This is a genomic window from Oceanobacillus sp. NCCP-135 (assembly GCF_059698015.1).
The window spans coordinates 124,794-140,036 of the sequence record NZ_BAAKSZ010000002.1; the positions used below are offsets into that span (position 1 = coordinate 124,794).

Sequence of the window (15,243 nt, forward strand, 5' to 3'; positions counted from 1 at the left end):
ATTTTTATATGATCGATAATCAAGAATTCCAAAAGAATGCTTATTGGCCTTAATTTATTTTTTCTGACAGCTTAATTATTTTCTATTTGTCCATGACTCGTTTGTATAATGGCTTTACCCCGAACTTTAACTGCAGATGTGTGCTCAGTAAATTGCGCTATCATAACTTCATCCTTATCCAATTTTTCCGAATGATGAAATTTGGTATCTGTACCTCTCGTTAAGCCAATAACGTTAACGCCATTTTCTAATGCTTTAATAACGAAAAAATCTGTTTTACTTGCTAAGTTATCCACGTTATCCCTCCTATTTCTCTACTTTTACTATGTATTATTAAAAACACCTTGTCAACGATCATGCAATAAGAAAAACCAGTTATCACCTCGTCTTTCCAGAGACAGGAGATCATTAATCGGATTGGAAGAAATTAGCGAAATAGTCGGTTCCTTTACTACATATAACTCCACTATTTTTTATACTTTACGTATAAAAAAAGGGTACGCCTTAGACGTACCCTTTTTTCGCCCTATGTACAATTATTTTACACTCTCTTTAAGGGCTTTTCCTGGTTTAAACGCAGGAACCTTGCTTGCAGGAATTTCGATTTCTTCTCCAGTTTGTGGATTACGACCTTTACGAGCTGAACGCTCACGTACTTCAAAGTTACCGAATCCGATTAACTGTACTTTTTCACCTTGTTTAAGTGAATCCATGACAGATTCAAAAACTGCATCAACAGCTTTTGTTGCGTCCTTTTTAGAAAGTTCGCTTTTCTCAGCTACTGCATTTACTAAGTCTGTTTTGTTCATGACATTCACCTCCTCCCAAATTAAGTTCAATCGACATGGAAACAAATAATAAATCTATCATCATTTGTTCACCAATTTGCCAGTTTTTATACACAAATGTCACGTATTTCAATAGTGACATGGCTTATATTAACCGAGTTTGCTACAAAATTCAACAATTAGTACTTATTTTTTTAGGATTTATTTGTTAAAAACGTAAATTTATACTAAAATCCCATATTTTTAGATATAAATATTGAAAAAAGGGTGTATCCCTTGATCCGGTAACATCGGTTAACATTGTACTATACTTATACGACACTAGCTTGAAAATTCCTGCCGTTCATCAGAAAAAAATAAAAAGCAGCTTGTAATCAGCTGCTAAAGGATTATTGCTATTAAACCACCAGAACCTTCATTGATTATCCGTTCCAGTGTGTCTTTTAGTTTATATCTGGCATTTTCAGGCATGAGTGCTATTTTTGCTTGAATTCCTTCTCTGACAATTGAACTTAGTGACCTTCCGAAAATATCAGATTCCCAAATTGATAATGGATCTTCTTCAAAGTCCTGCATTAAATACCTGACCAGTTCTTCGCTTTGCTTCTCTGTTCCAATAATGGGAGCGAATTCGGATTCAACTTCCACTTTTATCATATGGATGGATGGCGCCACAGCTTTTAAACGTACACCAAATCTTGACCCCTGCCGGATTATTTCAGGCTCATCCAATATCATATCCTCAAGCGTAGGTGCGGCAATTCCATAGCCGGTTTGTTTGACCATTTGAAGTGCCCCTGATACTTGATCATATTCTCGTTTCGCATGAGCAAAATCCTGCATTAGTTTTAACAGATGATCTTTCCCCCGTATCTCTTCTCCAACAATCTCTTTTAAAATTTCATCATATAAGTAATCAGGTGCATGTAAATCAATTTCTGCGACACCCTCACCCATTTCCATACCAGCTAAATTCGCTTTGTCAATATAATCATAATCTGCAAAGTCTCCAACAATATGATCTACGTCTCTTAGTCTTTTAATGTTTTTCACTGTATCCTGGATTGCTTCTTGATAATTTTCTCTTAGCCAATGATTTTCATTTAGGACCATAACCCAGCTTGGAAGATTAACGTTTACTTCCAAAACAGGGAATTCATATAAAGCCTCCCGTAAAACATTGTACACATCATGTTCTGTCATGGATTCAATACTCATCGATAAAACAGGTATATCATATTTTTCATTTAATTCCTGACGAAGTGATTCTGTTTCGGAACTTGTAGGTCGAACAGAGTTCACAACCATTATAAATGGTTTTCCGACTTCTTTTAATTCATCTACTATTTTAGCCTCTGAACCAACATAATCATTTCTTGGTATTTCTCCGATTGTTCCATCTGTAGTCACTACTACACCGATTGTTGAATGTTCCTGAATGACTTTACGTGTACCAATTTCGGCAGCATCGTGGAAAGGAATTGGTTCTTCATACCATGGTGTGTTGATCATTCTTGGCCCATTCTCATCCTCAAAACCTTTTGCACCCTCAACTGCATATCCGACACAATCAACTAATCGTACATTTACATCAAGACCTTCATCTACATTGACAGTAACCGCTTGATTTGGAATGAATTTTGGCTCTGTTGTCATAATTGTTTTTCCTGCTGCACTTTGTGGCAGTTCGTCATGTGCTCTTGCACGTTCACTTTCTTCTTCGATATTAGGCAATACAACCAATTCCATAAACTTTTTAATAAATGTTGACTTACCTGTTCGGACAGCTCCTACTATTCCTAGATAAATATCTCCATTTGTCCGTTTTGAGATATCTTTAAAAATATCGACTCTTTCCAAAAGATCCCCTCCCGATCTTCGTACATTTTATTTATGAACAAACTACGAATAATTGACATTACAAGTCTATGATGTTGTCCTATCAATTTATGACTTAAATATGTGTAAAAGAATAAAAAGACCAAAACTGAAATTTCTTAGAAAGACTATAAAAAGAAATTAAAACAAATAAACCCTTGCAACAATATATGTTACAAGGGAATTAATATGTTAACTTTAATTAAAAAATACTGGTTCTCCATCTCTAATAGTATATGGTAAGGAATATGCAGGAACAAACGGAGTATTTTCAGCTAGTATATAACGAATGTCATCCCCTTCTTTGTACTGATGTTCATATTCGTCCAGTGCTATAGTCAAATCTATACGATAGTCTACATAAAGCTGGCCATTTACATCCATTACAATGGGAAGGTTTTCCTTTGAATAAGGGCTTTTAACAACTGGCTGGGAATCAAAATTTAATTTTTCGTAATCAACTGTAAATACACCATCACTAATTTCCTCTCCATATGGAGGGTAAATATGTTTATTTCGGAAAATATCTAATTGAACATTTACTTTCCTTAATTCTTCAGTGATTTGTAAATCAATTAATTTCACTTTGGGGTTATCCTCTGGTGTTATAAGTGTGTATTGATAAACCCCACCATTTTCATATGCATTTCCAGGTATTTCGGTAAGTGTATTTGTTTCTTTTAAAGCAGTAAAATCAATGAGATACTTTTGAAAAATAGGGGTGTTATTTTCCTTCGTTTTTATCGGAACAAGTCCCTGTTTTTCTTCTTTATATTGATCAACGGCATTTTGCACCAGTTCTATTTGCGTTTCATTTGGTGATTGATTTTTTTCAAGCTCACTCTGTGGATATAAACAGCCGCTTAATATAAATATAAGTACAATTGCTAGAAATATCTTTCTATATGTAAACTTCATAAAATAGCCTCCTCGTAAAACTATCCTGTTGGACCACTAAACACAATATATAAGATAATTATCGCACCTAAAACAAGACATATATATGAAAGAACTGTAACAATTCCTGCTAACCACCCTTGAAGTTTATACCTGCTAAACAAAATCAAACCGATAGCTAAAATTAAGAGAATCATTCCTGCAAAGGAAATATACATTTTAAGCATAGCTATTGACATTTTACTCCACTCCTACTCCAATCGAAAATGAGATTTCATTTTGGTTATCTAGATACGAAAGGTCTTTTTTGACTTCCGACCTATGCTATCTGATCTCTGCTTCCGCACATAGAATTATATCATATGGTTTTTATTTCAAGTATTAAAATGTTTTTGTCAAACTATTAAAACTCCCTTTGTAAATGAAGACAGAACAAAAATGCGGGGCACCTGTTTAGGAACGTAAAAACTGGAGCTCCATGGGACTGCGCTAACGCTTGTCCCGCCAAAAAGAACCTGATATGGCTATAGCACAGGAGCAGAACGTGGTTAATTCTGCAATTGAGTTATACACAAATCATAAATTTTATCATTTTCGAAGCAACTAAAAATCCGGGATGAAGGGGGCTAACTCCATCCCGGTTTGACTAAATAATATCCTTGCAGACTCTATCCATGAATGCTTGTGCGATTTATTTTATGCAAGTATGCGTCTTAATGTATCCTCACTTGCCCAAGTATAGTTATTTTTTAAATAATTGATTTAACGATTGCATATCCATCGGCATATTATTCTTTACAATGGATTGTACAATTTTATCTTCCTTTTCCTTGGATATAGGCTTATTTGCGAGTTTTGCTAAATGTCGAACAAGCTTTCTAACTGTTTTTTCATCCGAAAAATCTGCGTTTTTTACTGAATCAGCTACTTTGTAAACATCATCCGGATTAACATTAGCTTTTTGTTGTATTTTATCAAAAAGGCCTTTTTGAAAATTATTCACACACTCTCCTCCTTGCTAAGTTAAGTCAATATATTATATGCAAGGAGCTATTTTAGTGTTATTGTGAATAACGCTCATTTAACAGTTGCGCAAGGTCATCCATTTCTTCGCGTTTTGTTCTGTTCATTAATTGTTCAACCACATCTTTTGGAGTCCTTCCCTCAAATAAAACCTGATAGATACCTGTGGTTATCGGCATCTCTACCTGCTGTTCTTCAGCAAATTGATAAGCAGCTTTAACCGTTCTGACACCTTCTACCACCATACCCATTTGGTCTAATACTTCGTCTAAATTATGCCCTTTACCCAATAAATTACCTGCACGCCAATTTCGGCTATGCACACTTGTACAAGTTACTATTAAATCTCCAACACCTGGTAATCCTAAAAAGCTAAGCGGATTTGCCCCAAGTGATGTCCCTAATCTGGCAATTTCAGCTAATCCTCTTGTAATAAGTGCCGCTTTTGCATTATCCCCATATCCAAGTCCATCAGAAATACCTGCTCCTAGAGCGATTATATTCTTCAATGCTCCACCAAGTTCGATGCCCAGAATATCTGGGCTTGTATAAACTCGGAAATCCTCATTTATAAATAAATCCTGTGCTGTCTTGGCATTTTCCATATTCATTGATGATACAGTTACCGTTGTTGGTTGTCTTAATGCCACTTCTTCAGCATGGCTTGGACCTGATAAAACAACAATATTATCTTCGTTGTACTCATCCATTTCTTCGCTAATCATCTGTGAGACTCTTTTTAAGGTTACAGGTTCGATTCCTTTAGAAGCATGGATAATTGTTACAGAATGTTTTAACACTTCATTTAAATGACTGCAAACTTCTCGTATTGCTTTAGTAGGCACTACAACAATAATTGCTGTTACATCCTTTATAGCCTCTTCAAGCTGATAAAATGCATTTATGCTATCTGGTATGATAGGATCTAAATATTTTTCATTTCTATGGGTTGAATTAATTATTTCAGCTTGCTCCTGACGATGTGTCCATAATCGAACATCATGGCCATTATCTGCTAACACAATACTTAAAGCAGTACCCCAGCTTCCTGCCCCTAACACAGCAACTTTTGACAATGGATTCTCCCCCTTTACTGTCTCTTTCTTGCAAATAATTTAATAGGTGTTCCAACAAATCCAAATGCATCTCTAATTTTATTTTCTAAAAATCGTTCATAGGAAAAATGCATTAATTCCGGATCATTAACAAATACAACAAAGCTAGGTGGCTTTACTGCTACTTGAGTAGTGTACAGTACTTTTAATCTTTTGCCTTTAACCGTTGGTGTTGGGTTCATTGCTATTGCATCCATAATTACATCATTCAAAACATTGGTAGGAATACGTTTCGCATGATTTTCACTAGCTAGTTTAATTGATGGTGTTAACGTATGAAGCCTTTTTTTTGTTTTAGCCGATAGAAAAACAATTGGCGTATAATCCAAATATTGAAAATGAGCACGTACCTTAGCCTCAAATTCTTTCATTGCTTTTTCGTTCGTCTCAACTGTATCCCATTTATTTACAACAATAACAATTGCCCGCCCAGCATCATGTGCATAACCGGCAATTTTTTTATCTTGTTCTCTTATTCCAGTTTCTGCATCAAGTAAAACTAATACAACATCCGAACGTTCAATTGCTTTTAATGCCCGCAGCACACTGTATTTCTCCGTTGTTTCATACACCTTGCCACGTTTACGCATTCCTGCAGTATCAATAATAACAAAATCCTGATCATCTCTATGCAGATATGTATCTACAGCATCCCTAGTAGTGCCTTCAATTTCACTCACTATGACTCGTTCTTCATTTAGTAATGCATTTACCAAAGATGATTTCCCTACATTCGGTCTGCCAATCAAACTAAAGTATATCGTGTCTTCTTCTATTTCCTCATTTTCTGTTTTAGGAAAATGATTAACTACCTCGTCCAATAAATCGCCCAAACCTAAACCATGCGAACCGGAGATAGGAAATGGTTCACCAAATCCCAAGGAGTAATATTCATATACTTTTTCCCGCATCTCAGGATTGTCAATTTTATTTACCCCAAGAACAATCGGTTTATTAGATTTATATAGTAGTTTAGCCACTTCTTCATCAGCTGCTGTAATACCTTCTCTTCCATTCACCAAAAAAATAATAACATCAGCTTCATCGATTGCAATTTCAGCTTGTTGTCTCATTTTTGCTAATAAAGGTTCATCCCCAATTTCAATTCCACCTGTATCGATAAGATTAAACGTATACGTTAGCCATTCAGCCTTGGCATAAATTCGATCTCTAGTCACACCAGGAATATCCTCTACGATCGATATTCTTTCTCCAACAAGTCTGTTAAAAATAGTTGATTTACCCACATTGGGTCTTCCTACAATTGCTACTACAGATTTCCTCATGAAAGGAACATCCTTTCTCTTTTCCCAGGTATTTGCTTTAACTGTAATTCATTCTAGCAAAAGAAGCAGATATAAACAATTGTTTTCAGTGCTTCACAATAATAAATATTTCATCACCCAGTGCATGTGCAATTCCATCCGTTATTGCTTCAATATTTGCAGCAATACTTTCTAGTTCATTTTTATCTTCACATATAAAAATGGGGGCACCACCTGAGATCTTCGTTTTATTCGTTGTTATTACAGCCAATACAGCCTTTTCTAGCTTCAAAGTAGTTATTCCTCCTTATTATGCTTTTTAGATTCAGAAGGCATTCTTATTGCGTTTTCCAGAACTGGAACAGCACCAATAATTTCTGTAGCCTTATCTATTTCTCTTATCTGTGGAAGGATAAAAATGCCTATACGACCATCATCTAAATCTCGTTTTATCAAGGGAGTTAGAGCGGGTGTTCCAGAATCACGAAATACACCTAATGAAATGGACACATCATGCAATATTGCCTGACGTTGTCCTAGATTAGCAATTGTTGTTATTACATTTATATTTTTGGGTGTCAGTACAAACCCCATTCCATATTTCATTATCTCTTCTTGTCTTTCAGGCAAACCAATATTCATGATATAAATATTATCCACATAAAGCCCCGCACCTTCAAAGTGAAGGGGGTGATAATCAATAGCTACAATATCCTTTATGGTTGATCCACTCATTAAAAACTTTCCGATAATCAAGCATGCTACAGCACCAGCAATTGCGAAATATACATTCCAAATAATAAATAGTAATGTACCAACGAAAGCAGTGAAAATTACAATATAATTTCTGCTTTCAAACGAAATAGCGATTCCTTCTATGTAGGTTTTGCCTCTAGGAACTAATTCAAATCCGTCAATCTCCGTCAATGTATTTCTTTCCATATTACGTACATCTCTAAATTGCGTTGCCGCAACAGTTAAAAGAGTTACTGCGGTAAACTCCATCTCCATTATTGCAGGTACAGCCACCGCTCCAAGTAATGCTGCTATAAACCCAAGTGATAAGTGAATTGTTTTTCCATGTAAATATGTCGGGTATTGCCTGTAATCTGTTCGTAACATCAATATTCGCGCTAGCGTTCCAACGGTAACTCCAAATATTATAGGCATGGTATATTCATTCATTAAGCCACCTCATCGATTGTTTGTATTTATATACAGCCGAGAAAAATTTGTATTTCCATTTATGTAGTATGTCTAGAAACGAAATTATTACTATAGTAATTATTACATTTTCAACGTATGAAATTTGCCCAATAGACTCATAAAAACCATAACTAGACAGTGTAAGACTAAATATATACTCACCAGCGGATATTCCAAGGATGCCTATTCCTAAACGATGGTCAAAGCCTTTTGTTAAAATTATAATTAAAATGGAAATTAAAAATGAAAGGAGAAGTGGCCTAGGTAAAACAATCCATACAGGTGAATTTTTTTCCCAGAAAAGAATTGCTGCATAACCAATTGTTATGGTGAAAGAGGCAAATAAATGATACATTAATCCCGGTAGTTGAACGAGCAATAAAATTGACCCACCTAAAACTAAAAGAAATGAAACTGAAACAGACAGATCCCCAAATGGTATATCATAATTTGAACCTATAATTGATGCTAATATCCAACTAGCGAATAATGTCCTTCGCTTACTTTTCTTCATAAAGAAAGTTACGACTACCCAGATTATCCAACTGAACCAATAAAACAATAAACCACTAGCCAATACATTCACCACCCATTATTAGGCATTATAGCTATTATTTTTATTCTCTATACTAAGAAACATGCTAGAGCGTCTTTCTAGAGGTCAGATTTGAAGAAATCAGCGAAAGAGCCGACTTCGTTTATACTTTATTACCACTAAAAAAATCCTCTCCATTTAGGAAAGGACTTTTTGTCATGTATTTTTATTTATATTTATTGAGCTTATCCCCAATAAAATCGCCTATCTGAAACCCGGACTGATCATCATCTTTTTCGTACTGTTTAACCTCTTTAGCTACCTGTTCTTGTTCTAATTCTTTTATACTAAGCGATATACGCTCTTCTTTTTCACTTACATCCAATACTTTAACTCTTATTTGTTGGTTGACTTCCAGAACCTCTTGTGGTGTACCAATGTGTCTGTTAGCTATTTGTGAAATATGAACTAAACCTTCCACTCCAGGTTGTATCTCCACAAATGCTCCAAAGTTAACAAGTCTTTTAACAGTACCATCAAGGATATCACCATTTGAAATACGGCCTTCAATGTTCTCCCATGGTCCCGGAGTTGTATTCTTATGTGATAAAGAAATACGTTCATTATCTCGATCAACAGATAATACCTCAACCTTAATTTTGTCACCTTCTGAAACAACATCAGCTGCTTTTTCTACATGTTGATGTGCTAATTGAGATATATGAACAAGTCCATCAACTCCTCCAATATCGACAAACACACCAAAGTTTGTCAGCCGTTGAACTGTTCCCTCCAGAACCTGACCTGCTTTTAGCGATTGCAATAAAGCGCTTTTTTGTAAATCAGCTTCTGCTTCTACAACTGCCCGATGGGATAGTATAATACGGTTTTGTTCCTTATTTAAATCAACAATCTTTACTGTTAACATTTTGTTTTTATAATCAGTAAAATCTTCTACAAAAAATGTTTCAACTAAAGAGGCCGGAATAAATCCGCGAATACCTACATCTACCACCAGACCACCTTTAACTACTTCTTTCACTTCTGTTTCAAACACATCACTATTATTATATTTTTGTTCTAATTGATCCCATGCTTTGTCGGTGTCAATTGCTCTTTTAGAAAGAATTACTTCATCATCATCGATCTTTTTCACTTTTAATGTAAGTGAATCCCCTTCTTTTACAGCATCGCTTGTTGATTCAACATGAAGATTAGATAATTCACTAATTGGAAGAATTCCTTCTGTTTTATATCCAATATCAACAAGAACTTGCTTTTCTTCCAATTTTACAACAGTTCCTGTAATTGTATCTCCTACGTTTACTTTTGGTAATTCATTATTCGCTTCACTCATTTTCCTAGCCTCCTAATACAGTTCATTAACCCTATAACAATAAAATGATTGTGGATGTTCAAAAAGTCCGGTATAATAACGCATCGACGAATCTTGTTGACTTGTTTCTCCCCCCCATGGAAAGGTAGAACACAATTCCTCCGTGTCATGTATATTTGGTGAGGCTATCCTTGTGCTTGAAACTACACCGCCGAACTTCAACGCACAGGACGCACAAGTGTTGATGTTGCAATAGAATACTTGCGAACTTAGCCGACCTCGATCCTTTTTATCCTCCTTTTGAACACGATCTGATAGTATAATTAAAAGTCTTCTTTTTTATAACTTCTAATAATTCCAATTATTTGTCAAGTAAAGTAGTTTATTTCTGGTGATTTTTTAGCCAACCTCGGACTTTTTTACCCTCCTGTTGAATACGCACGAATACGAAAAAGTAAAAAAACAAAATGACAACAAAAAATCTTTGCTATTTTATAGATTCATGACTTAATTCCTTTAGAGATATTAAAAGTACAATTTAGTAATTCGTTACCGTGGAAGCTTCAGTTAAAATCCGCTCTACAACTTCATTAATTGATAAGGATGTTGTATCTATCTCGATAGCATCATCAGCTTTAATTAATGGTGCTACCTCACGTTTAGAATCAATTAAATCTCTTTGTTCAATTTCTTTTTTTAGATCTTCCAGATTTGTTGTAAAACCTTTTTTGATATTTTCTTCATATCTGCGCTTTGCTCTTTCTTCAACTGTCGCAATTAAAAACACTTTCACCTCTGCATCCGGAAGTACATGGGTACCTATGTCTCTTCCATCCATAACAACTCCACGTTTTTCTGCCAACGCCTGTTGTCTTTTAACCATTTCTTTTCGAATTTTAGGATGTGCTGCTATATAGGATACATTGTTTGTAACTTTTTGAGAGCGTATTTCTGCTGTTACATCAGCCCTATCCAATAATACCAGCTGTCCGTTTTCACTTTGTTTAAGTTCAATTACAGTATGTTGTAATAAATCAACCAATGGCTGTTCATCTTCCAGCTGAAGTGATCTCCTCAGAGCTTTTAATGTTAAAGCCCGATACATTGCACCTGTATCAATATAAATATAGGAGAGCTGTTCAGCAACAATTTTCGCTACTGTACTTTTTCCAGCCGCTGCTGGACCATCAATTGCGATCCTGATTGTATTCATTGATGAAATCATTCCTCTCATTACTCAGCTAAAATAAACGAAGTATATTCACTTTGAAAAAACTTGGCTATAGCCAAGTTTATTGTTTAACATGTCTAATTTATAATAACATACTGATTTAAAAATGGTCTATCAGTTTATAAAAGGTATTATACATAAGAAATTACGTTAACTCTTTTTTTCGTGCTTCTCGCTGTTTTTCAAAGCAATAGCTTATCACTTGTTGTTGAGCTTTACTTGTTATAGATATAAACTTCAAAGAAGCAGTTACAATGGAATTTATTGTTTTAATAAACACAATTTCTGCTTGTGTATAAACATATTGGAATGTACCCGAATTCATTTGTAATACTAACCAAACATCAACTGTTTGATGTGTATCAAGGTTAATTGCTTTTGGTACGATTATTGACAAGCCACCACCACTTATGTCAGAAGTGACTGTTACGAAAGGGGTAAAACTATGATCACTACTGTGAATTGCCACATCAACAGCTGCATTAACCCGAACAAATTCACGTCGTTGTATTCGCTGAATTTTATTTTTATTCGGTAATTTAATTGCTAATGCAGGTACATTCAATTTTACTTTCGCAACGATTTCTGATTGGAATTGATAAATTGCCTTATCTGTTTCAGCAAATGTAACCGAAAAAATTACACCCTTAGGAATAAAAGCTGTTTTCATTGTCTTATCACTAATGGGGTAATCAATGAATAAGTAATGCTCATTTTTTTCTATAACTTTACAGCGATATTTACTGATTTCTCCTGTATCCGAATCTTTTAGTTTCAAATGAAGTAAAGTGGCTATTTTCATGCGTACCCCCCATATTACTCTATAAAGTTTTTTGAATATAATCCGATATACCTATTATTACAGAAAAGTCAAAAAAGGGAAAGATTTTTATCTCTCCCTAAAAGGTTCCGGCATAATTTATTTCTGTACCATCTAACTTTTCAACTTTTTCCTCATGACCATTCATCGCATTTATAAAGATTCGATAGGTTTCATTACCTAGTATCCCTAAAAATTCATATGTTAACACTTCTTCTCCTAAATCATTGTCAATAACTGCCAGGAAATCTTCCTGTATATCCACATTTGGGTTTACCGCTTCTTCTGCCTCTGATTTTGAAATTTCGGGTTCTGGTATGTCTCGATCTGTATGATTCATAAAATAGTTTCTTGCGGTAAAACCGAGTATATCACCATTATCTAATCCTACTTTTACTTCCATTGCATCAGAATACACCCTAACACCATCTTCATTATATAAAAAAGAATATACACCAATGTTATTGTATTCACTGCTTTGAAAGATTGTCATATTTTCAAAGTCGAACTTTTTTAGGTATTCTTCTGATTTCTTTAAACCCTCATTTAAACTTAATTTTTTTTCTTCAATCGGTCTATCAACTAAAAGTGTGATTGGATGCGCTCCTTGTACTGACATATCCATATATGCGTTTTTTTCTCCGTTGCGGTAGGAAATGCTGTACATTGGAATATCTGCACCTTCTCCACTTTTGGTTATAGTTAAATTATCCTCATTATCGACATTAAATAGTTTTTTTCCTTTGGTCAATGCTTCTTCCTCATTTATTTTATCCCCAGTTAGAAACTTATATTGATGTTCCTTTGAAGAAGTTCCTATTATAGAAGAATCCACATTGCTCTCCGCAAAGCCTTCTACTTTCTTTTCAACCGTTTTTAATCCATCTATTATTGTATTATCCATTTGTTCATCTTCATTGGCTAAAGCTAATTGAACATCCATCCAGCGCAAATTATTTTCTAATGCAATATGCTGCACCTGTCTTAATTCGTCTTTAATATTTCCTGATTGTTTGTATAAATCTTCTAGGGACTTTGTTTCTTCATCTGAAAGCGGATTATCCTCTAAGTTTCTTACTGCAGTTCTATAGGTGAAATCTCCAATATTAGATAAAAATTCCTCTGTTTTGTTAAAAGGTAGCAGACCTAAAGGTAATTGGCCTACATTTGATAACGCTTCAGAAGATAAACGCCATATATCGACTAATTGTGGAGATAGTCTTTGATTTGAATTCATTGCCAAGGACGTACCGATTTTGTCATGTAACAAATCTATATGATAAGAAAGTTCATGAAAAGAGCGTTGGTACGTATTTTCCGCTTGTATTAGAATTTCATTCTTCTCCTGGTGCTCCTGATAACCCCAAACTGCTGTACCAGCAATTCCTAATGAAAGGATTGCTATTAATATCCATCGAACCATACGAATCACACCTTTCTATTTACAAAATATATGTTTTCCGATTTTTTTAATTTGCGGCCTTGTCCAGATCCAGGCAGATGTGGCAGTGTCTGGATTGAAATAATATAAAGCATTGCCAGTTGGATCCCAGCCATTTATTGCATCTAATACAGCTTGTCTGGCAGTATCATTTGGTGTCAGCCAAATTTGCCCATCTGCCACTGCAGTAAAGGCCCTGGGTTCAAAAATGACACCTGATGCATTATTAGGAAATGTCGGGCTTTCTATCCGGTTTAAAATAACTGCTGCTACAGCGACTTGGCCAACATAGGGTTCCCCTCTTGCTTCCCCATAAACTGCATTTGCCATTAATTGAATATCATTTTGTGAATAACCCTGTGGTACATTTACCGATGCTGTATTGGTGGTTGTAGCTTGTTCTCCCCCTCCCGAGTCTTTAGCCGAATTTGGCGCAGACTGCTTTTTATTATCCACCCCACCATAGTGTGTAAACCTTTTTCCCTGATTTATTTGTTCCTTCACATATTTCTCATCATAATTACTTGCATCAACTAATTTTTGTTTTGTAGTTTGTCCAGCCAATCCATCTATTTCAAGTCCGAATTCATACTGGAAATTTCGTAGACCCCAGTAAGTTCCCCAGCCGAAAACGCCATCTATCTTGCCATTATAAAACCCTAAATATTGTAATCTCGCTTGTAGTTCAATGACATCGTCACCCACAGCACCATGTTGAATTACTTGTTCACTAAAAGCACTGATCGGTTTTGGCGAATGTGTTGCCTGAAGTCCTATAAACAAACAACAGATAACAATGAATAAAAGGGAGATTTTTTTATAGGTCATAGTTTTTCCTCCTGCTTTGTTATTATATTTGTAATACCTATTTTTTGAATAAATCTCCATTTTATTCACAAATAAGACATGTAGTTTATAATGTGAATAAGAAATCAATAAAAAAACCCCTGTTTGCTATCTGCAGAGGATTTTAGGCTTGTTGTTTTTCTTTTTGAAGAATAAGATTAGGAGTAGATTTATTTGCTACCTTTACCCGATGTAAGGCAATGACCCATAATGCTATCATGAAAGGTATTAATAAGAAAAGCCAGTTACTTGTGACTGTTTTTAAAATATAATTATATGTTCCATGTAGCACATACGGTAAAAAAAATGCCAATGCTATATTTCTTTTCTTATGTGTTTTATTTACCTTTGCCTTTCCAAAATAATATCCCATAATCACAGCGAATAAGGCATGTGATGAAACGGGAAACAATGCTCTTGAAAACGCATATTCTATTCCATTGGTAAGTAAATACAAAATGTTTTCAACTGTTGCAAACCCTAAGCTGATCGCGACAGCATATACAATTCCATCGTAATGAGCATCGAATTCGGAATGATGATAGATGGTATAAAGAAAAATAAACCATTTGAAAAACTCTTCAGTTAATGCTATGAGTAGGAATGAGTTTACCAAATTATTTTCATTTAGTCCCTCTACTGAAAAAGCATACTGAATAAACATAATTGGAAATACAAGGATCGATCCAAATAAAAAAGTTCTTATAATTAACGGGAGCGGCTCCGTAAATTGGTCTTTTAAATAAAAAAAAGACATTAATGCTAGTGTAGGGGCTATCCCAGCAGATAAAATAGCAAACATTGTTTAAACCCTCTTTCCAATTACATTACTTTTATCGTATCATGAAGTAATAGGAATGAA

Annotated in this window: 17 protein-coding genes; all 17 read right to left on the minus strand. The window is 34.9% G+C overall.

The annotated features are described in order from the left end of the window. Positions 1-71: 71 nt before the first annotated feature. Entirely contained in the window at positions 72-296 is a 225-nt protein-coding gene (gene mtrB, locus AC6HVZ_RS02335; protein ID WP_497556516.1) for a trp RNA-binding attenuation protein MtrB, read from the minus strand. 240 nt (positions 297-536) lie between these two features. Further along, complete coding sequence (locus AC6HVZ_RS02340; protein ID WP_095655705.1) at positions 537-809, minus strand: HU family DNA-binding protein; 273 nt, start codon at positions 807-809, stop codon at positions 537-539. 360 nt (positions 810-1,169) lie between these two features. Then, positions 1,170-2,648 (minus strand): stage IV sporulation protein A, encoded by a 1,479-nt coding sequence (spoIVA, locus tag AC6HVZ_RS02345; RefSeq protein WP_497556517.1) that lies wholly within the window; start codon positions 2,646-2,648, stop codon positions 1,170-1,172. Positions 2,649-2,864: 216 nt separating this feature from the next. Next, on the minus strand, positions 2,865-3,584 hold the full coding sequence (locus AC6HVZ_RS02350; RefSeq protein ID WP_497556518.1) for a YphF family lipoprotein: 720 nt from the start codon (positions 3,582-3,584) through the stop codon (positions 2,865-2,867). Positions 3,585-3,604: 20 nt separating this feature from the next. Then, positions 3,605-3,802 carry a DUF2768 domain-containing protein gene (locus AC6HVZ_RS02355; RefSeq protein ID WP_497556519.1) on the minus strand — a complete coding sequence of 66 codons (198 nt, stop codon included), beginning with the start codon at positions 3,800-3,802 and terminating at the stop codon, positions 3,605-3,607. A 503-nt stretch (positions 3,803-4,305) separates the two neighbouring features. Then, positions 4,306-4,566 (minus strand): stage VI sporulation protein F, encoded by a 261-nt coding sequence (locus AC6HVZ_RS02360; RefSeq protein ID WP_497556520.1) that lies wholly within the window; start codon positions 4,564-4,566, stop codon positions 4,306-4,308. A 58-nt stretch (positions 4,567-4,624) separates the two neighbouring features. Further along, positions 4,625-5,662, minus strand: coding sequence for an NAD(P)H-dependent glycerol-3-phosphate dehydrogenase (locus tag AC6HVZ_RS02365; RefSeq protein WP_497556521.1), 1,038 nt, complete (start codon positions 5,660-5,662; stop codon positions 4,625-4,627). Positions 5,663-5,676: 14 nt separating this feature from the next. After that, entirely contained in the window at positions 5,677-6,987 is a 1,311-nt protein-coding gene (der, locus tag AC6HVZ_RS02370) for a ribosome biogenesis GTPase Der (protein WP_497556522.1), read from the minus strand. 85 nt (positions 6,988-7,072) lie between these two features. Further along, positions 7,073-7,258 (minus strand): capping complex subunit for YIEGIA, encoded by a 186-nt coding sequence (locus AC6HVZ_RS02375; protein WP_497556523.1) that lies wholly within the window; start codon positions 7,256-7,258, stop codon positions 7,073-7,075. A 5-nt stretch (positions 7,259-7,263) separates the two neighbouring features. After that, positions 7,264-8,151, minus strand: a complete 888-nt coding sequence (locus AC6HVZ_RS02380; RefSeq protein ID WP_497556524.1) for a YIEGIA family protein — start codon at positions 8,149-8,151, stop codon at positions 7,264-7,266. Beyond that, positions 8,144-8,749 (minus strand): YphA family membrane protein, encoded by a 606-nt coding sequence (locus AC6HVZ_RS02385; protein ID WP_497556525.1) that lies wholly within the window; start codon positions 8,747-8,749, stop codon positions 8,144-8,146. Before AC6HVZ_RS02385 ends, AC6HVZ_RS02380 begins: the two co-directional genes overlap by 8 nt. Before the next feature lie 184 nt (positions 8,750-8,933). After that, positions 8,934-10,064, minus strand: a complete 1,131-nt coding sequence (gene rpsA, locus AC6HVZ_RS02390) for a 30S ribosomal protein S1 (protein WP_497556526.1) — start codon at positions 10,062-10,064, stop codon at positions 8,934-8,936. A gap of 517 nt (positions 10,065-10,581) precedes the next feature. Then, positions 10,582-11,256: a (d)CMP kinase gene (gene cmk, locus AC6HVZ_RS02395; RefSeq protein ID WP_497556527.1), complete on the minus strand. Its 675-nt coding sequence runs from the start codon at positions 11,254-11,256 to the stop codon at positions 10,582-10,584. Positions 11,257-11,419: 163 nt separating this feature from the next. After that, on the minus strand, positions 11,420-12,076 hold the full coding sequence (locus AC6HVZ_RS02400; protein WP_497556528.1) for a flagellar brake protein: 657 nt from the start codon (positions 12,074-12,076) through the stop codon (positions 11,420-11,422). 97 nt (positions 12,077-12,173) lie between these two features. Continuing rightward, the gene (ypeB, locus tag AC6HVZ_RS02405; RefSeq protein ID WP_497556529.1) at positions 12,174-13,517 is read right to left on the minus strand and encodes a germination protein YpeB; all 1,344 of its coding nucleotides are present in this window, start codon (positions 13,515-13,517) and stop codon (positions 12,174-12,176) included. Between the two features lie 15 nt (positions 13,518-13,532). Beyond that, a complete protein-coding gene (gene sleB, locus AC6HVZ_RS02410) occupies positions 13,533-14,363 on the minus strand; it encodes a spore cortex-lytic enzyme (RefSeq protein WP_497556530.1) in 831 nt (276 codons plus the stop codon). 142 nt (positions 14,364-14,505) lie between these two features. After that, positions 14,506-15,183, minus strand: a complete 678-nt coding sequence (gene prsW / locus AC6HVZ_RS02415; RefSeq protein WP_497556531.1) for a glutamic-type intramembrane protease PrsW — start codon at positions 15,181-15,183, stop codon at positions 14,506-14,508. Positions 15,184-15,243: the final 60 nt, after the last annotated feature.

Excerpts from the sequence above, each read along its gene's own strand:
- AC6HVZ_RS02340 (WP_095655705.1), bottom strand. The coding sequence starts at position 809 with ATGAACAAAACAGACTTAGTAAATGCAGTAGCTGAGAAAAGCGAACTT.
- AC6HVZ_RS02350 (WP_497556518.1), bottom strand. The coding sequence starts at position 3,584 with ATGAAGTTTACATATAGAAAGATATTTCTAGCAATTGTACTTATATTT.
- AC6HVZ_RS02355 (WP_497556519.1), bottom strand. The coding sequence starts at position 3,802 with ATGTCAATAGCTATGCTTAAAATGTATATTTCCTTTGCAGGAATGATT.
- der (WP_497556522.1), bottom strand. The coding sequence starts at position 6,987 with ATGAGGAAATCTGTAGTAGCAATTGTAGGAAGACCCAATGTGGGTAAA.
- AC6HVZ_RS02380 (WP_497556524.1), bottom strand. The coding sequence starts at position 8,151 with ATGAATGAATATACCATGCCTATAATATTTGGAGTTACCGTTGGAACG.
- rpsA (WP_497556526.1), bottom strand. The coding sequence starts at position 10,064 with ATGAGTGAAGCGAATAATGAATTACCAAAAGTAAACGTAGGAGATACA.
- cmk (WP_497556527.1), bottom strand. The coding sequence starts at position 11,256 with ATGAATACAATCAGGATCGCAATTGATGGTCCAGCAGCGGCTGGAAAA.
- AC6HVZ_RS02400 (WP_497556528.1), bottom strand. The coding sequence starts at position 12,076 with ATGAAAATAGCCACTTTACTTCATTTGAAACTAAAAGATTCGGATACA.
- ypeB (WP_497556529.1), bottom strand. The coding sequence starts at position 13,517 with ATGGTTCGATGGATATTAATAGCAATCCTTTCATTAGGAATTGCTGGT.
- sleB (WP_497556530.1), bottom strand. The coding sequence starts at position 14,363 with ATGACCTATAAAAAAATCTCCCTTTTATTCATTGTTATCTGTTGTTTG.
- prsW (WP_497556531.1), bottom strand. The coding sequence starts at position 15,183 with ATGTTTGCTATTTTATCTGCTGGGATAGCCCCTACACTAGCATTAATG.